The sequence below is a fragment of the Streptomyces sp. NBC_01384 genome (genome assembly GCF_045040035.1).
GTDB lineage: Bacteria > Actinomycetota > Actinomycetes > Streptomycetales > Streptomycetaceae > Streptomyces.
The window spans coordinates 9,312,926-9,328,679 of the sequence record NZ_CP109559.1 but is presented as its reverse complement, the minus strand read 5'-3'; the positions used below and the strand labels follow the sequence as shown (position 1 = coordinate 9,328,679).

General features: G+C 72.3%; 16 protein-coding genes and 1 pseudogene. 6 read left to right on the top strand and 11 right to left on the bottom strand.

Going from position 1 to position 15,754, the window contains the following annotated elements; genetic code table 11:
* Positions 1 to 47 precede the first annotated feature (47 nt).
* From OG747_RS42780 to OG747_RS42765, 4 genes are read right to left on the bottom strand one after another with little or no spacing between them, the layout of a single operon-like run.
* Positions 48 to 1,220 (bottom strand): XdhC family protein, encoded by a 1,173-nt coding sequence (locus tag OG747_RS42780; RefSeq protein WP_405884721.1) that lies wholly within the window; start codon positions 1,218 to 1,220, stop codon positions 48 to 50.
* Positions 1,213 to 3,381, bottom strand: coding sequence for a xanthine dehydrogenase family protein molybdopterin-binding subunit (locus OG747_RS42775; protein WP_405884720.1), 2,169 nt, complete (start codon positions 3,379 to 3,381; stop codon positions 1,213 to 1,215). Before OG747_RS42775 ends, OG747_RS42780 begins: the two co-directional genes overlap by 8 nt.
* A complete protein-coding gene (locus OG747_RS42770) occupies positions 3,378 to 4,370 on the bottom strand; it encodes an FAD binding domain-containing protein (RefSeq protein WP_405884719.1) in 993 nt (330 codons plus the stop codon). The genes OG747_RS42775 and OG747_RS42770 overlap by 4 nt, the downstream gene beginning before the upstream one ends.
* A complete protein-coding gene (locus OG747_RS42765; RefSeq protein ID WP_405884718.1) occupies positions 4,367 to 4,990 on the bottom strand; it encodes a (2Fe-2S)-binding protein in 624 nt (207 codons plus the stop codon). Before OG747_RS42765 ends, OG747_RS42770 begins: the two co-directional genes overlap by 4 nt.
* A gap of 215 nt (positions 4,991 to 5,205) precedes the next feature.
* On the opposite strand from OG747_RS42765, the gene OG747_RS42760 reads away from it, so the two are divergent.
* Positions 5,206 to 5,796, top strand: coding sequence for a TetR/AcrR family transcriptional regulator (locus tag OG747_RS42760; protein WP_405884717.1), 591 nt, complete (start codon positions 5,206 to 5,208; stop codon positions 5,794 to 5,796).
* Between the two features lie 192 nt (positions 5,797 to 5,988).
* On the opposite strand, the gene OG747_RS42755 is transcribed toward OG747_RS42760, so the two are convergent.
* A complete protein-coding gene (locus OG747_RS42755) occupies positions 5,989 to 6,300 on the bottom strand; it encodes a hypothetical protein (protein WP_405886124.1) in 312 nt (103 codons plus the stop codon).
* Here OG747_RS42755 and OG747_RS42750 point away from each other — a divergent pair.
* From OG747_RS42750 to OG747_RS42740, 3 genes and pseudogenes are all read left to right on the top strand, one after another.
* Positions 6,233 to 6,541 (top strand): annotated as a pseudogene (locus OG747_RS42750) (extracellular solute-binding protein); the annotation flags it as partial. The gene OG747_RS42755 and the pseudogene OG747_RS42750 overlap by 68 nt on opposite strands.
* Before the next feature lie 209 nt (positions 6,542 to 6,750).
* A complete protein-coding gene (locus OG747_RS42745; protein ID WP_405884716.1) occupies positions 6,751 to 8,364 on the top strand; it encodes an MFS transporter in 1,614 nt (537 codons plus the stop codon).
* Positions 8,365 to 8,408: 44 nt separating this feature from the next.
* Entirely contained in the window at positions 8,409 to 9,173 is a 765-nt protein-coding gene (locus OG747_RS42740) for a dienelactone hydrolase family protein (protein WP_405884715.1), read from the top strand.
* Between the two features lie 51 nt (positions 9,174 to 9,224).
* Here OG747_RS42740 and OG747_RS42735 read toward each other — a convergent pair whose 3' ends face one another.
* Genes OG747_RS42735 through OG747_RS42725 form a run of 3 tightly spaced genes read right to left on the bottom strand, consistent with a single transcriptional unit; the run spans position 9,225 to position 11,016 of the window.
* A complete protein-coding gene (locus OG747_RS42735) occupies positions 9,225 to 10,187 on the bottom strand; it encodes a pirin family protein (protein WP_405884714.1) in 963 nt (320 codons plus the stop codon).
* A complete protein-coding gene (locus tag OG747_RS42730; protein ID WP_405884713.1) occupies positions 10,184 to 10,702 on the bottom strand; it encodes an OsmC family protein in 519 nt (172 codons plus the stop codon). The genes OG747_RS42735 and OG747_RS42730 overlap by 4 nt, the downstream gene beginning before the upstream one ends.
* 8 nt (positions 10,703 to 10,710) lie before the next feature.
* Positions 10,711 to 11,016 (bottom strand): GNAT family N-acetyltransferase, encoded by a 306-nt coding sequence (locus tag OG747_RS42725; RefSeq protein WP_405884712.1) that lies wholly within the window; start codon positions 11,014 to 11,016, stop codon positions 10,711 to 10,713.
* A 165-nt stretch (positions 11,017 to 11,181) separates the two neighbouring features.
* Here OG747_RS42725 and OG747_RS42720 point away from each other — a divergent pair, with 165 nt between their 5' ends.
* Both OG747_RS42720 and OG747_RS42715 read left to right on the top strand, forming a co-directional pair.
* Positions 11,182 to 12,171, top strand: a complete 990-nt coding sequence (locus tag OG747_RS42720; protein WP_405884711.1) for a pirin family protein — start codon at positions 11,182 to 11,184, stop codon at positions 12,169 to 12,171.
* On the top strand, positions 12,168 to 12,599 hold the full coding sequence (locus tag OG747_RS42715) for a tetratricopeptide repeat protein (protein WP_405884710.1): 432 nt from the start codon (positions 12,168 to 12,170) through the stop codon (positions 12,597 to 12,599). Before OG747_RS42720 ends, OG747_RS42715 begins: the two co-directional genes overlap by 4 nt.
* A gap of 14 nt (positions 12,600 to 12,613) precedes the next feature.
* On the opposite strand, the gene OG747_RS42710 is transcribed toward OG747_RS42715, so the two are convergent.
* The 3 genes from OG747_RS42710 to OG747_RS42700 all read right to left on the bottom strand — a co-directional run bounded on the left by OG747_RS42710 (position 12,614) and on the right by OG747_RS42700 (position 15,598).
* Complete coding sequence (locus tag OG747_RS42710; RefSeq protein ID WP_405884709.1) at positions 12,614 to 13,864, bottom strand: amidase; 1,251 nt, start codon at positions 13,862 to 13,864, stop codon at positions 12,614 to 12,616.
* Positions 13,861 to 13,998 (bottom strand): hypothetical protein, encoded by a 138-nt coding sequence (locus OG747_RS42705; protein WP_405884708.1) that lies wholly within the window; start codon positions 13,996 to 13,998, stop codon positions 13,861 to 13,863. Before OG747_RS42705 ends, OG747_RS42710 begins: the two co-directional genes overlap by 4 nt.
* 235 nt (positions 13,999 to 14,233) lie before the next feature.
* Entirely contained in the window at positions 14,234 to 15,598 is a 1,365-nt protein-coding gene (locus tag OG747_RS42700; protein WP_405884707.1) for an FAD-dependent oxidoreductase, read from the bottom strand.
* Positions 15,599 to 15,754 lie beyond the last annotated feature (156 nt).

Sequence of the window (15,754 nt, the reverse complement as noted above, 5' to 3'; positions counted from 1 at the left end):
ACCGGCGATACCTCTACGGTGGCTGGTCGGGGCGCTTCCCGCATGAGTCATACGACTGCGTCCGCCCCCGCGCGGGCCGACGGGCGGCGCGTCCGTGGTGCCGCCCGGTGGATGGGCGTCCGCGAACCCGTCAGCGGGGCGCCCGTCCCGCCCTCCCGTGCCGCGACGATCTCCGCCGCGATGGACAGGGCGGTCTCCTCGGGCGTACGGGCACCGAGGTCGAGCCCGATCGGGGACCTCAGGCGGGCCAGCTCCCGCTCGGTGAGGCCGACTTCGCGCAGCCGCCGCTCGCGGTCCTCGTGGGTGCGGCGCGACCCCATGGCGCCGACGAACGCCACCGGCATCCGCAGGGCCGCCTCCAGCAGCGGTACGTCGAACTTGGCATCGTGGGTGAGCACGCACAGGACCGTGCGCTCGTCGGTCCCGGTGCGCCGGAGGTAGCGATGCGGCCAGTCGACCACGATGTCGTCCGCGTCGGGGAAGCGGACCCGGGTGGCGAAGACCGGGCGGGCATCGCACACGGTCACGTGGTAACCGAGGAACTTGCCCACCCGTACCAGTGCCGTGGCGAAGTCGACGGCACCGAAGACGATCATGCGGGGCGGTGGCACGCTCGACTCGACGAGCAGGGTCACGCCGCCCGGGCAGCGCGAGCCGTCCTCCGAGAGCTTGAGGGTGCCGGTACGGCCCGCGGCCAGCAGGGCGCGTGCCTCGTCCACCGCCGTACGGCCCAGCTCCGGATGGCCGCCGAGGCTCCCCTGGTTCGTGTCGCAGAAGCCGTCGGGGTGTACGAGCAGCGCTCTGCCCAGCAGTTCCACCGGCCCTTTGGCCACGCGGACGAGGGCCGCCGCCTCGCCCCGGGCCGCGGCCGCCAGCGCGGCCGCGTACACCCGCCGGTCCGGCGCGTCCGCGCCCACCGGCGTGATGAGGACCTCGATGACCCCGCCGCAGGTCAGCCCCACGGCGAAGGCGTCCTCGTCGCTGTAGCCGAACCGTTCGCGCACCGTGCGGCCGTCCCGCAGCGCCTGTACGCACAGGTCGTACACGGCGCCTTCCACGCAGCCGCCGGAGACCGAGCCGATGGCCGTACCGTGGCTGTCGACGGCGAGGGCGGCGCCGGGGCCGCGCGGGGCGCTGCCGCCGACGCTCACGACGGTGGCGACGGCGAAGTCCCGGCCCTCCTCGACCCACCGGTTCAGCTCGTCGGCGATGTCAAGCATCCCGGTCTCCGTCTCCCCCAGGGCCCGCATCCCGGTCTGCGCCCGCGCCTGCCGACAAAACGCGGTCGGGGCGGATCGGCAGGTTGCGGTGGCGTACGCCGGTCGCGTGCCAGACCGCGTTGGCGATCGCCGCGGCCGCTCCGACGACCCCGATCTCGCCGATGCCCTTGATGCCGACGGGGTCGTCCGGGTCCGGGTCGTCCACCCAGTCCGCCTCGATGGGCGGTACGTCGGCGTGCGCGGCGAAGTGATAGCCGGCGAGGTCGGCGCCGACATGGCCGCCACTGGCCCGGTCCCGGACCGCCTCCTCGTGCAGCGCCATGGACAGACCCCAGATCATCCCGCCGACGAACTGCCCGCGCGCGGTCAGCGGGTTGACGATCCGGCCCGCGGCGAAGATGCCGAGCATCCGCCGCACCCGCACCTCCCCGCTGCTGACGTCCACGGCGACCTCGGCGAACTGCGCCCCGAAGGCGTGCCGTTCCTTCTGCGTCAGCGCTCCGACGGCCTGGGAGGTGTCCGAGCGTGCCGTGATCCCCTCCGGTGGAATGCCGCCGCCCAGGGCGAGCCGCTCACGCAGTTCGCCCGCCGCGACCCGGATGGCCCAGGCCCAGGAGCGGGTGCCCATCGAGCCGCCGGCGATCATCGCGAACCCGAAGTCGCTGTCGGCGATCCGCATCCGGATGCGCTCCGGCGCCACCTCCAGCGCGTCCGCGGCGATCAGGGTGAGCGCGGTCCGCGCCCCGGTCCCGACGTCGGACGCGGTGATCCGTACGGTGTAGGTGCCGTCCGGCTCCGCCGTCACGGCCGCCGTGGACGGGGCGGAGAGGGTGGGGAACGTGGACGCGGCCGTCCCGGTGCCCAGCAGCCAGCGTCCTTCGCGCCGGATGCCGGGACGCGGATCGCGGTCCGCCCAGCCGAACCGGCGGGCCCCTTCCTCGAAGCACGCGAGGAGATTGCGGCTGCTGAACGGCAGCCCGGAGACGGGGCCGACGTCCGGTTCGTTGCGGGCGCGCAGCGCGATCGGGTCGATGCCGCACTTCTCGGCGAGTTCGTCGAGCGCGGACTCCAGCGCGAAGGAGCCCGGTGCCTCGCCCGGGGCCCGCATCCAGCTCGGGGTCGGCACGTCGAGCGGTACGACTCGGCTCTCGAAGTGGTGCGCCTCGGAGTCGTACATCGCGCGCCCGTACTCGGAACACCGCTCGACGAATTCATGGACGGTCGAGGTGAGGCACTCGGCCCGGTGCTCGAAGGCGCGCAGCCGGCCGTCCGCGTCGGCACCGAGCCTGACCCACTGGGCCGTGGGGCTGCGGTAGCCGACGAGCGAGAACATCTGACGTCGGGTCAGTACGACCCGGACGGGGCGGTGCAGGACGGTCGCGGCCATCGCGGCGGCGACCGAGTGCGGGCGGGTCCCCTTGGAGCCGAAGCCACCGCCGACATGTTCGGAGCGCACCCGAACCGACTCGGGGTCGAGCGAGAACAGCTTCGCCAGCTCGTCCGCCACGAACCTGCTGCCCTGGTTGGAGTCGATGACCTCAAGTCGCCCGCCGTCCCAGCGCGCGGTCGCCGCGTGCGGCTCCATGGGGCTGTGGTGCTCCTCCGGAGTGCTGTACTCGGCGTCCACGACGACGGCGGACGCGGTGAGTTCGGCCTCCACGTCGCCCTTCTGCGCGGCGGGGGCGCTCTCCGGCGTGTACGTGCCGGGCAGCCCGGCGGAGAACACGACGTCGTGCGGCTCCTCGTCGTACTGGACGACGAGGGCCTCGGCGGCCTCCCTGGCCTGCTCGGGCGTCTCGGCGACGACCAGCGCCACCGGCCAGCCGACGAAAGGCACCCGCTCGTGCTGGAAGAGCTGGGCGATCGGGTCGGGCACTCCGAACGCGTTCATGTAACCGCCGTTGAGACGCGGGGCGTTCTCGTGGTGCAGGACGGCGAGGACGCCCGGCATCCCGAGGACGGGCGCGGACTCCACGGCGCGGATCCGGCCGCGGGCCACGGTGGACAACACCAGCCAGCCGTGGGCGAGTTCGGGATACGCAACCTCGCCCGCGTAGCGCGCCGCTCCGGTGACCTTGGCCACGCCCTCCACGCGGGTGTGCGCGGTGCCGACGGCTCCGATCGTCGCCGTCGTCGCGGTCGTACCGGTCGCACTGGTCATCGGGCGGCCTCCTCGGTGAGTTCGGTCAGCATCGCCACGACGAGATTGCGCATCAGGGGCACCTTGTATCCGTTGTGGGGCAGCGTCCGTGCGGCCGCCAGTTCGGCGTCCGCGGCGGCGGCGAAGGCCTCGGCGCTCGCCGGTCCCCCGGTCAGCGCCCGCTCGGCCGCCCGGGCCCGCCACGGCCGGGACGCCACCGCTCCGAAGGCGAGGCGCACTTCGTGTACGACACCGCCCTGGACGTCGAGCGCGGCGGCGATCGAGCCGATCGCGAACGCGTACGAGGCACGCTCGCGCACCTTGCGGTAGCGGGAGTGGGCGGCGACCGGGGCGGCCGGCAGGGTGACGCCGGTGATCAGCGCGCCGGGCGGCAGGGCGGTCTCCAGGTGCGGGGTGTCACCCACCGGCAGATAGAACTCACCGAGCGGCAACTTCCCCGGCCCGTCGGCCGTTTCGTACGAGACGACGGCGTCGAAGGCGGCGAGCGCCACGGCCATGTCCGAGGGGTGCGTGGCCACACAGTGCGCGGAGGCGCCGAGGACCGCGTGGTTGTGGTGCTCCCCCTCGACGGCGGGGCAACCGCTGCCGGGGACACGCTTGTTGCAGGGCTTCGCGAGGTCGGTGAAGTAGCCGCAGCGGGTGCGCTGGAGCAGGTTTCCGCCGACGGTGGCCATGTTGCGCAGCTGCCCGGACGCGCCCGCCAGCACGGCCTGGGTCAACGCCGGGTAGTGCCGCCGTACTTCGGGATGGGCGGCGAGGTCGCTGTTGGTGACGGTCGCGCCGATACGCAGCCCGCCGCCTTCGGTGACCTCGACGCGATCCAGGGGTAGTTCGCGTACGTCGACCAGCCGCGCGGGCCGCTCCACCCCGCTCTTCATCAGGTCGACGAGATTGGTGCCGCCGCCGAGATAGCGTGCGTCCGGGTCGGCGCCCAGCAGGGCGACCGCGCCGGAGACGTCGAAGGCGCGTTCGTAGTCGAACTCCCTCATGCCGCCGCCTCCTTGGCCTCGGCCGGCTGGACATCGCCCGCAGGGGCATCGGCCATGCGCGCCTCGGGCACCCGCGTCTGCGCCGCCCGTGCGACGGCCTGGACGATCGACACATACGCGCCGCAGCGGCACAGGTTGCCGCTCATCCGCTCACGGATCTCCTCGGCGGTGAGCTGCGGGACCCCCGCCTCAGGCCGCACATCGGCGGTCACGGCGCTTGGCCAGCCCGCCGCGTGCTCCTCGATCACCCCGAGGGCCGAACAGATCTGGCCCGGTGTGCAGTAACCGCACTGGTAGCCGTCGAGGTCGAGGAAGGCCTGCTGCACCGGATGCAGCCGCTCACCGTCCGCCACCCCCTCGATGGTGGTGATCGCGCGCCCCTCGGCGGCGACGGCGAGTTGCAGACAGGAGACGGCCCGCCGTCCGTCGAGCAGCACCGTACAGGCGCCGCACTGGCCCTGATCACAGCCTTTCTTGGTACCGGTCAGATCGAGATGCTCGCGCAGCGCGTCGAGCAGGGTGGTGCGATGGTCGACGGGCAGCGTGTACTTCTCGCCGTTGATGTGCAGGGTGATGGCGCTGGACGTCGAGGTCGTACCGCTGGACGTCGTTGGGGCCATGATCAGCCTTCTTTCGCCTGTCTGAGGGGGAAGGAAGTCGCGAGAGGGCCGGGAATGAGGAGCACCGGTAGTCCACACTGGCCGAATCCGGCGGTATGGTGGACCCCTAACCGGACAGGTGTCCGTTAACCCTGAAACCTATCGGACAGCTGTCCGCTTAGCAAGTTCCGCTCAGCAAGTTCCGCTCAGCGAGGCGGAATGACGAAGGAGGCCGAGTGCAGCAGAAGAAGGACGCCCCGCTGCGCTCGGACGCGCAACGCAATCGCGAGCGCATCCTCGAAGTGGCCCTGACCGAGCTGACCCGGTCGGCGGACACCCCGCTCAGCGCGATCGCCAAGAAGGCGGGCGTCGGACAGGGGACGTTCTACCGCAACTTCCCCAACCGCGAGGCGCTGCTCCTGGAGATCTACCGCCACGAGGTGCAGCAGGTCGCCGACACCGCGGCCCAGCTGCTCGAGACCCGCGCGCCGGACCGGGCCCTGCGGGAGTGGATGGACCGCCTCGCCCAGTTCGCCATGACCAAGGTCGGCCTGGCCGAGGCCCTGCGCGCGACCACCCTCGCGCACGGCACCCTGACCAGGCTGGGACACGGCGCGATGTCCTCGGCCGCCGCGCTGCTCCTGGAGGCGAACGACCAGGCGGGCACCATCCGCCCCGGAGTCAGCCCCGAAGACTTCTTCCTGGTCATCGCCGGCCTCTGGCAGATCGACACGGACGGGGACTGGCAGCCGCGCGCCACCCGCCTGCTGGACCTCGTGATGGACGGTCTGCGGGCGGGCGCGCCGGGTGCCGCGGCGTCGGAGTGAGCTGAACCGCGCCCGGCGGGGTGCCGTCAGCGGCGCACCAACCGGGCGTGCGTCGCGGCCGGCGAACTGACCAGCTCGGCGACCCGGTAGCCGTCGATCCCGCCCCCCCAGACTGTCGAGCAGGCGCTCGCCCCGGCCGAGGAGCCGGGGGACGATGGCCAGGTGCGGCTCGTCGACGAGCCCGGCGCGCAGTTACTGCCGGACGGTGGCCGGGCCGCCACCGATGCGCACGTCCCGGCCCGCCGCCGCCTCGAACGCCCACTCCGGCTCTGTCTCGATGGGCTCGTCGGTGAAGTGGAACGCGGTCCCGCCCTCCAAGGTCAGCGACGGCCGGAGGTGGCGCGTGCGGACGAACACGTCGTTGGGGTACGGCGGGTCGTCGCCCCACCAGCCCTTCCAGGACTCGTCCTGCCACGGGCCGCGCCGGGGCCCGAACATGTTGCGCCCAAGCGGCAGCGGCAGCGGTTCCTCCACCTCTTCCAAGCCGGTCAGCCAGGCCGACATCGGCAAGGCGATGAAGGCCCCGACCGAGCTGACGTTCTGGACATGGGTCCCGGACATCGAGCAGGAGGTCGCGCTCTTCGAGAAGAAGTACCCGGCGATCAAGGTCAAGGTCGCCAACGCCGGTCAGGGGGTGCCGCACTACACAAAGCTGCGCACGGCGCTCAAAGCCGGCTCGGCTGCTCCGGACGTGGTGCAGATCGAGTACCAGGCCATCCCCACGTTCACCATCACGGGCAGACTCCCCCTCCCCACGGGCTCAGCCCCGTCCCCTGCCTGACCGGCCGCTTCTGGCGGCCCGTTCGGTGTCCGGGCCTTGGTGGAACCGCCGGGGCCGCCGCCGGAGTTACCGCAGTGATCCGGCACCATGGTGACGGACCGCGCAGGACACAACCGCCACAACGAGGTGGCCGCCGGAGAACCGCCCCCTTCTCCTCGTACGGAGGCCGCCGCATGACCGCCACGACGCCACCTGTGAGCCCCTCCCGGCCGGTTTCGGCGTGGGCGCCCTTGGCCGTGCCGGTGTTCCGGGCCCTGTGGATCGCGCAGTTCGTGTCCAACGTCGGCACCTGGATGCAGACGGTCGGCGCCCAGTGGCTGCTGATCGGGCACGGGGCGACCCTGGTGACCCTCGTGCAGACGGCCTCCAGCCTTCCCGTCGTCCTGCTGGCGCTGCCCTCGGGCGTGCTGGCCGACCGCTTCGACCGCCGCACCCTGCTGGTGGCCGCCCAACTCGCCATGTTCGCGGTGTCGGTGGCCCTGACCGTGCTGGCCTTCGCGGACTCGCTCGGCGCCGCGGCGCTGCTGGCACTGACCTTCCTGCTGGGCTGCGGCACCGCCCTGATGGGCCCCGCGTGGCAGGCGATCCAGCCCGAACTGGTCGGCCGGGCCCAGCTCGGACAGGCCTCGGCGCTGGGCGCCGTCAACATGAACCTGGCACGAGCGCTGGGGCCCGCCCTCGGCGGCGTCCTGGTCGCCACGGCGGGCGTGGGCTGGACCTTCGCCTTCAACGCGGTCTCCTACCTGGGCATCGCCGTCGTACTGCTGCTGTGGCGGCGCCCCAGGACGGCCACGCCCACCGCCGAACGGGAACAGTTCCTCTCCGCGCTGTACGCGGGCCGCCGCTACGTCTGGAACGCGCCCGGCATCCGACGCATCCTGCTGCGCACCGCCCTGTTCATACCCGGCGCCGCCGCCGCGTGGTCCCTGCTCCCGCTGGTCGCCGGAGACTCCCTCGGCCTCGGCTCCGGCGGGTACGGGCTGCTCCTTGCCGCGGTCGGCACCGGCGCCGTGGCCGGGGCGTTCGCACTGCCCCGCGTCCGGCGGCTGCTGGGCGCCAACGGCACCCTCGCCGCGGGGGCCGTCGTCTTCGCCCTCGTCCTGGTGGTCCTCGCCACCGTCCACGTCCCCTGGCTGGTCGCTCTCGCGCTGCTGCCCGCCGGGCTGGCCTGGATCGGCGTACTGTCCACGCTCAACGCCGCCGTGCAGACGCGGCTCCCGGGCTGGGTGCGGGCCCGCGGCCTCGCCGTCTACCTCCTGGTGTTCCAGGGCGGCCAGGCGTTGACGGCCCCGCTGTGGGGCGGCCTGGCCCAGTGGCTGGGGCTGACCGCCACGCTGCTGACGGCGGCCGTCCTGCTCCTGCTCGGAGCGGCCGGCGTCCGTCTGTGGCCGCTGCACGACGCGACCCACATCGACCCCACGCCCTCCGACCACTGGCCGGCCCCGCCCCTGGTCTTCGAACCGGGCCCGGCCGACGGCCCCGTACTCGTCTCCGTCGTCTACCAGGTAGCGCCCGCCGACGGCACCGCCTTCACCGACGCCATGCGGCACGTCGCCCGCTCCCGGCGCCGTACCGGAGCCCTCACCTGGGGCCTGTACGAGGACGGCAACCAGCCCGGCCGCTTCATCGAGAACTATCTGGTCGGTTCCTGGGCGGAACACATGGCCCAGCACCACACCCGTCTGACCGCCACCGACCGGCAGCGCGAGGAGCACTCCCGCGCACTGCTCCTCCCCGGCACCCGGCCCGAGGTCACCCACGCCTTCGACGCCACCGCCGACAAGTGAACCCGAGAGAACACCGCGAGAACACCGAGAGAACAAGGACGCGCATGACCGCTGTACGTGCAGTGCGGGGAACCGTCGTGGACATCCCCACCCAGGACGGCACCGCCGACGCCTACCTCGTCCACCCCGACGACGACTCCGCACACCCCGCGGTGCTGTTCTACATGGACGCCTTCGGGCTGCGCCCCCGGTTGAAGGAGATGGCCGACCGGCTCGCCGGGGCCGGCTACACCGTGCTGGTCCCCAACGTCCTCTACCGTCATGGGCCGGCACCGGTGCTGGAGCTGCCCGAGGTCATCGAGGCGGCCCACCGCCCGGCGCTGTTCGAGCGACTCGTCCCGATCATCCGGGAGCTGACCCCCGATCTGGCCATGCGCGACGCCGAGGGCTATCTCTCCTGGCTGGCCGCCTGCCCGCAGGCCACCGACGGGCCGGTCGGCATCACCGGCTACTGCATGGGCGCCGGTCTGGCCCTGCGCACCGCCGCCGCCCACCCCGGACGGGTCGCGGCCGCGGCCGGCTTCCACGGCGCGTGGCTGGCCACCGACGCCCCCGACAGCCCGCACCTGCTCGCCGACCGGGTCACGGCGGAGCTGTACTTCGGCCATTCCGACCAGGACGCCGCGATGCCGCCCGAGCAGATCGAGCGTCTCGACAAGGCGTTCGTCGAGGCGGGTGTCCGCCACCGCACCGAGGTCTACGCCGGCGCGCCGCACGGCTACACCATGGCAGACACCTCCATCCACAACGCCGAGGCCACCGAACGCCACTGGACAGCCCTGCTGGATCTCCTCGACCGCGCTCTCTGAACCCGGCTGACCCTCGCCGGCAGATCAGCGTGGCTCATCCGCCGGCGAGGGTCAGCGGGTGCGGCCACGGGGCTTGAGCGGGGTGGGCGGCAGGGCCGGGGCCGGTATCGGGGCGCCCTCGTAGCCCCGTACGGTCCCGAAGCGGTCACCCGACATCCATGCCTCCCGGGCCTCGGCGATCTCGTCCTGGGTTCGCCCGATGAGGTTCCACCACATGATGAGCTTCTCCTCGAAGGGCTCCCCGCCGAGGAGCAGCAGCCCGGAGTCGCTGAGGGCGCGCAGCGGCAGTTCGGCGCGGCCGGATCCCAGGTAGAGCATCGAGCCGGGGTCGAGACGTACGCCGTCGACCTCGGTGGCGCCTGACATCGTCAGGACGGCGTACTCGAAGTCCGGCTCCACGGGCAGCCGCACGTCCGCGCCTTCGGTGAGCGCGAGGTCCGCGCCGACCAGCGGCGTGAAGGTCGTGCCCGGGGACACGGCGCCGTCCAGTCCGCCCAGGATGACGGTGGCCGTCAGTCCCGGGGCCGTGACGACCGGCAGGTCGGCGTGGTGCTCGAAGGCGGGCGCGGTGTTCCGGTGGGCGTCGGGCAGCGCGACCCACAGTTGGGCGCCATGCAGGAAACGGGGGTGCGGCACCACGCTCTGTTCGGAGTGGGCGATGGCGCGCCCGGAGGTCATCAGTCCGAGCTGGCGGGGCCGCAGGGTCTGAACGCTGCCGACACTGTCGCGGTGCAGGACCTCGCCCTCGTGCAGCCAGCTCACCGTCTGCAGGCCCATGTGCGGGTGCGGCGCGACCTGCATCCCGGGCTCGTCGGAGATGTCATCGGGACCGTAGTGGTCCACGAAGCACCACGCGCCGACCATCCGCCGCCCCAGGTTGGGCAGCAGCCTGCGTACGACCGTGCTGCCGAGGCTCGCCTCGCGCGGGTTCAGCAGTTCCCGGACCGGTTGGCCGGACACATGGGTCCGTCCTCCGCACTCACGGAGGGCGGGCTGGAGGTCGAGGTCGCTCATGACAGTGACGTCCTTTCGGTGGCGGGCGCGTGCGGCGGGGACTGGCGGGGCGGCAGGGGGTGATCCGCCGCGGGTACGACCGGCGTCTCTCCGCGCACCGCACGGGTGACCGGGGTCCGGTCGGCGATCTCCAGCAGCCTGGCGCGCCGGTCCTCGTCGAGGTCGCCCATGAGCTCGATGCGCCGGGTGATACGGGCCGTCCGGTCCGGCCCCTTCTCGTAGGCGAGATGTACCCGGACGCCCTCCAGGGGCCACTGCTTGCGCTGGGCGTACATGCGCAGCGTGATGGCCGTGCAGGACCCCAGCGCCGACAGCAGCAGACCGACGGGGGTGGGCGCGGTGTCGGCGCCGCCGACGGACTCGGGTTCGTCGGCGGCGAGGGGATGGCGGCCGGCGCGGATGTCCACCCGGTAGTCCTCGCCGGAACTGGTGGCCACCGCGGCCGCGGCCCGTACGAACAGCGGCGGGGCGGCGTCCGCGGTATCGAACTGTTCCGTCCGTTCCGTCTCCGGCACGGACCGGCTCACAGCCCGAACCGCGCCCGCTGCCCCTGCGGTACCAGGTCGGCGTACTCGGGATGCTTGGAGATCCACCCCCGGATGAAGGGGCAGAAGGGAAGCACCGCGAGCCCGCCTTCCCGGGCCGCGTCGAGCGCGGCACGAGCCAGCGCGCCACCCAGACCCCGGCCTTCGAAGCGCGGATCGATCTCGGTGTGGATGAAGGCGATCTCGTCCTGGTACCGGTGGTACTCGGCGAAGCCGGCGAGTTCACCGCCGTCGAAGATCTCGTAACGCGATCGGTCGGGGTTGTCCACCACTCGGGGTTCCATCGTTCCGTTCCTCCGCTTCTCCTGAGGTGATCTCCGCGCCCAGCCAACCATCGACATAGTTGAGTAGTCAACTACCGATCGCGGTCGCCGCGAGTCGCGGAATGAGGGCCGCTGGTTGAATGTTAAACTACACAGATCGGATCGGCACTCCCCGAGGAGGACGACGTGCCCGCTGTGACCGTTGAGAGCACGCTGCGGCTCCCCCGCATCCCCGAGCTCGACCCGCGGACGACCGAAGAGCGCGCCGTGCGCTCGGTCACCGGCGCGCCACGAGGCTTCGAAGGCGAGGGGTTCCCGGTCCACCGCGCCTTCGCGGGCACCTCGCTGCGCGATCTGGACCCGTTCCTCCACATGGACCAGATGGGTGAGGTCGAATACGCCCCCGGCGAGCCCAAGGGCACCTCCTGGCACCCGCACCGCGGCTTCGAGACCGTCACGTACATGATCGACGGCCGGATGCGGCACCAGGACTCGTACGGCGGCGGAGGGACAATCACCGACGGGGCCACCCAGTGGATGACCGCCGGCAGCGGCATCCTGCACATCGAGGCGCCGCCCGAGGACCTCGTGATCTCCGGAGGCCTGTTCCACGGCGTCCAGTTGTGGGTCAATCTGCCGCGCGCCAACAAGTGGAACCCTCCGGCGTACCAGAGCATCGAGGGCCCCGAGGCGACGCTCCTGTCCTCCCCGGACGGGGGTGCGCTGGTACGCCTCATCGCCGGCGGCGTCGCGGGCCACCGGGGGCCGGGCAGCACCTTCACCCCCATCACCATCGTCCACGCCACGCTCAACCCCGGGGCCCGTCTGGTCCTGCCCTGGCGGCCGGATTTCAACGCACTCGTCTACGGGTTGTCGGGGCGCGGCTCGGTCGGCTCCGAACGGCGTCCGCTGGACGCCCACGACCTCGCCGTCTTCGGGCTGGGCGAGGCGCTGACGATCGAGGCGAGCACGACACCGGACAGCCGTACGCCGAACCTCGACGTGCTCGTCCTCGGCGGGCTGCCGATCGGCGAACCGATCGCACACCGGGGCCCGTTCGTGATGAACACCAAGGCCGAGGTCCTGCAGGCGATGGAGGACTTCAACAGCGGCCGGCTCGGCTTCGAGCCCGCCGGCCGCATGCCGCATACGACGCCGGGAAAGGAACTCTCATGATCGACAACTTCAACGACTACCAGCCGAACGGCGATGTCGCGGCCGACCGCTGGGTGAGCGCCCTGCACCTCTTCGACAGCGGCGCCGGCGTACCGCACGAGGAGACCACCGTCGAGCGCTGGGAGCGGGCGCGGGCGCTGTTCGAGGCCAGGGACTACAACGGGGCCGCCAAGCTGCTCGCCGTCGTCGTCGAGGAAGCCCCGGAACAGACCGGGCCCCGGCTGCTGCTGGCCCGCGCGTACTACCACTCCGCGCAGCTGCGGCGCGCCGAGGAACAGCTGCGGATCGTCATCGACCGCGACCCGGTCGAGCACTACGCCCACCTCATGCTGGGGCGCACCCTGGAACGCCAGGCGCGCCACGAGGAGGCCGCGCCGTGGCTGCGCATGGCCGCCGCCTTCTCCGGCGAGCTGCTGGCCGACGGCTGAGCGGCGTCCGACGTTCAGCCACGTGCGGCAGGGCCGGGGATGAGGGTCTCGGTGTGCCGGGCGATGCCGAGCAGCCGGCCCACGCGGTCGGGGTGGCCGACGAGCTGGAGTCCGAGCGGCATGCCGGAGGGGTCGCGGTGGCCGGGGACCGTGACGACGGGCAGGCCGAGCAGCTGCCAGGGGCGGCTGAGTACGGGGGTGCCGGTGGCGTCCAGTCCGTGCGGAGCGGGACCCGGGGCGGCCGGGCCGAGGATCGCGTCGACGCCGGTGAGCAGGTCCAGCACGCGGGCGCGAGCGGTGCGCGCGGAGTCCAGCGCTGCCTCGTAGTCGTCCTGGGCCGTCTTCCTGCCGCGGTCCAGGAGTTCGCGCAAAGGTGCGCTGAGCGCCTCCGGGTGCTCGGCCTCGGTCGCGAGGGAGCGCGCCGCCTCGTAGGCCATGACGACGGCGTGGGTGTCGGCGAGTTCGGGCGTACGGATCCGATCGCCGAGGCCGTCGGTCCCCGCCCCCGCTCTCGCCAGCGCCTCCCCGGTGCGGTCCAGCGCGTCGCGCATCGCCCGGTCGACGTCGGCCAGTTCGGTGCCGGGCCACACCAGCAGCCGTACGGAATCCAGCGCCCGTACGGGATCCAACGCCCGTGCAGAGTCGGGCACTTCGGCCTTCGTGCCGTCGACGGCCTCGATCACCGTGGCCAGCGTGGCGACGTCGGCGGTGAGCAGCCCCGGTGCGTCCAGGCTCGGACTGAGTCCGGTGAAGCCCCGGGTGGACCAGGCGCCGACCGGGGCGACGTATCCGGCGACGCCGCAGAAGGAGGCGGGCCTGGTCAGCGAGCCGGCGGTCTGCGAGCCGAGGGCGAGGGGGACCACGCCCGCCGCGACGGCGGCGGCCGAGCCGCTGGAGGAACCGCCCGGGGTGTGATCCGGGCGGTGCGGATTGCGGGTCGGTCCGGGCTGGAGGTACGCGAACTCGGTGGTGACCGTCTTGCCCAGCGGTACGGCGCCCGCCCGGCGCAGCCGGTCCACCAGCCAGGCGTCGCGCGCGGCGATCCGCCCGCGGCGCAGTGGGGAGCCGCACTCGGTGGGCAGCCCGGCGACGTCGATGATGTCCTTCACGCCGAAGGGCATGCCGTGCAACGGTCCGTCCGGAGCCCGCCGGGCCGCCGCGCGGGCACCGTCGGCGTCCACCCGGACCCAGGCGCGGATCTCCGGTTCGGTTTCGTCCAGGCGCCGTAGCGCTTCGTCGACCGCCGCCGTGGCAACCGCGGTCACGACTGCGCGCCTTCCGGTACCAGGGGCATGGCGTCGAGCCGGTGGAACGCCCGGTCGAAGTGGACGAGGCTCTGGCCGCCCGCGCGGGTGCGGACCTGTTCGATCTCGACGAAGAACACGCTGTGAGAGCCCATGGGGACAGTGTCCTTGATCGTGCCGACCGCGAGCCCTGCGGGCTCCTGCGATTCTCCCGGGTGCCCGCAGGTGGCCGGCTGCGCGGAACCGATGGTGTAACCCGCTGGGCCGACGCCGTCCTGGCCACGGTCAACGGGTCCTGACGGGCCCCGATGACGGCTGAGGGCTGAAGGCCGACCACCGACGGCCGAAGAGCGAGCGTACGGCCGCCGTCGACGACGGCCGTTGACGGGGCTACGCGCCGCTCGCGTCGAGCATGTCCTCGCGCTCGACGAGCTTCACGCGCTCACGGCCCTGCGGTTCACCCAGGGCCTTCTCCGCGGCGTCCAGCCGGTACCAGCCCTCCCAGGTGGTGAAGCGGACGTTCCGCTCGGCGAGGAACGCGTCCACGGCCTCCGGGGCGGGCGACGCGGGCGTGTGCAGCCGGCCGTTCGCGTGGTCGTCGAGCAGACTGGCGACGGTCTCGTTGGCGTCACCCTTGGTGTGGCCGATCAGACCCACCGGGCCGCGCCGGATCCAGCCGGTGACGTACGTCGACTGCTGGTGTTCGCCGGTCTCCTCGACGACCCGGCCGGCCTGGTCCGGGACCGTGCCCGACTCGACGTCCCAGGGCAGCTTGGGCAGGCTGTCGGAGAGGTAACCCACGGCGCGGTAGACCGCGGTGACGTCCCAGTCCTTGAACTCGCCGGTGCCCTTGACGTTGCCGGTGCCGTCGAGGGCGGTGCGCTCGGTGCGCAGGCCGACGACCTCACCGTTCTCGCCGAGGATCTCGGTCGGCGACTCGAAGAAGTGCAGGAACAGCTTGTGCGGCCGCTCGCCGATGTCGCGGATGGCCCAGTTCTCCAGGGTCTTGGCGACCATGTCGGCCTGCTTGTTGCCGCGCCGGGTCGCGATCGAGCCGTCGTCGTAGTCGATGTCCTCGGGGTCGACGATGACCTCGATGTTCGGGGAGTGGTCCAGCTCCCGCAGCTCCATCGGGCTGAACTTCGCCTGCGCCGGGCCGCGGCGACCGAAGACGTGGACCTCCAGGGCCTTGTTGGCCTTGAGGCCGTCGTAGACGTTCGGCGGGATCTCGGTCGGCAGCAGTTCGTCGGCGGTCTTGGCCAGGATGCGCGCCACGTCGAGCGCGACGTTGCCGACGCCGAGCACGGCGACCTTCTCCGCCTCCAGCGGCCAGGTCCGCGGCACATCCGGGTGCCCGTCGTACCAGGAGACGAAGTCGGCAGCGCCGTACGAGCCCTCGAGGTCGATGCCGGGTATGTCGAGCGCCCGGTCGGCCGTCGCCCCGGTGGAGAAGACGACCGCGTCGTAGAAGGCGCGCAGGTCGTCCAGGTTGATGTCCCCGGGGTAGTCGACGTTGCCGAAGAGGCGGATCTGGGGCTTGTCGAGCACCTGGTGCAGGGCCGTGATGACGCCCTTGATCCGCGGATGGTCGGGGGCGACGCCGTAGCGGATCAGACCGAACGGGGCCGGCATCCGCTCGAAGAGGTCGATGGACACACCGGGCTCGACGGCCACTGCGGACTTCAGCAGCGCGTCGGCAGCGTAGATCCCGGCGGGGCCGGCACCGACAATGGCTACCCGCAGAGGGCGAGGCATGATCAGGTTCCCTTCGAACGGTGGCAGGGTGACTCGCCCGGAAGCCTAAACTAAGGCAAACCTTAGTCAGTAGTCGGGCCGGATCTATGACCCCATAAGCCCACCTTATGAGTCGTTTCCCGAGAAGCAGGCGCCCGGGGAACGGGAGCAAAATGG

Excerpts from the sequence above, each read along its gene's own strand:
- OG747_RS42700 (WP_405884707.1), bottom strand. The coding sequence starts at position 15,598 with ATGCCTCGCCCTCTGCGGGTAGCCATTGTCGGTGCCGGCCCCGCCGGG.
- OG747_RS42725 (WP_405884712.1), bottom strand. The coding sequence starts at position 11,016 with ATGGAACCCCGAGTGGTGGACAACCCCGACCGATCGCGTTACGAGATC.
- OG747_RS42770 (WP_405884719.1), bottom strand. The coding sequence starts at position 4,370 with ATGAGGGAGTTCGACTACGAACGCGCCTTCGACGTCTCCGGCGCGGTC.
- OG747_RS42775 (WP_405884720.1), bottom strand. The coding sequence starts at position 3,381 with ATGACCAGTGCGACCGGTACGACCGCGACGACGGCGACGATCGGAGCC.
- OG747_RS42755 (WP_405886124.1), bottom strand. The coding sequence starts at position 6,300 with ATGTCGGCCTGGCTGACCGGCTTGGAAGAGGTGGAGGAACCGCTGCCG.
- OG747_RS42765 (WP_405884718.1), bottom strand. The coding sequence starts at position 4,990 with ATGGCCCCAACGACGTCCAGCGGTACGACCTCGACGTCCAGCGCCATC.
- OG747_RS42740 (WP_405884715.1), top strand. The coding sequence starts at position 8,409 with ATGACCGCTGTACGTGCAGTGCGGGGAACCGTCGTGGACATCCCCACC.
- OG747_RS42705 (WP_405884708.1), bottom strand. The coding sequence starts at position 13,998 with ATGGGCTCTCACAGCGTGTTCTTCGTCGAGATCGAACAGGTCCGCACC.
- OG747_RS42780 (WP_405884721.1), bottom strand. The coding sequence starts at position 1,220 with ATGCTTGACATCGCCGACGAGCTGAACCGGTGGGTCGAGGAGGGCCGG.
- OG747_RS42735 (WP_405884714.1), bottom strand. The coding sequence starts at position 10,187 with ATGAGCGACCTCGACCTCCAGCCCGCCCTCCGTGAGTGCGGAGGACGG.
- OG747_RS42745 (WP_405884716.1), top strand. The coding sequence starts at position 6,751 with ATGACCGCCACGACGCCACCTGTGAGCCCCTCCCGGCCGGTTTCGGCG.
- OG747_RS42715 (WP_405884710.1), top strand. The coding sequence starts at position 12,168 with ATGATCGACAACTTCAACGACTACCAGCCGAACGGCGATGTCGCGGCC.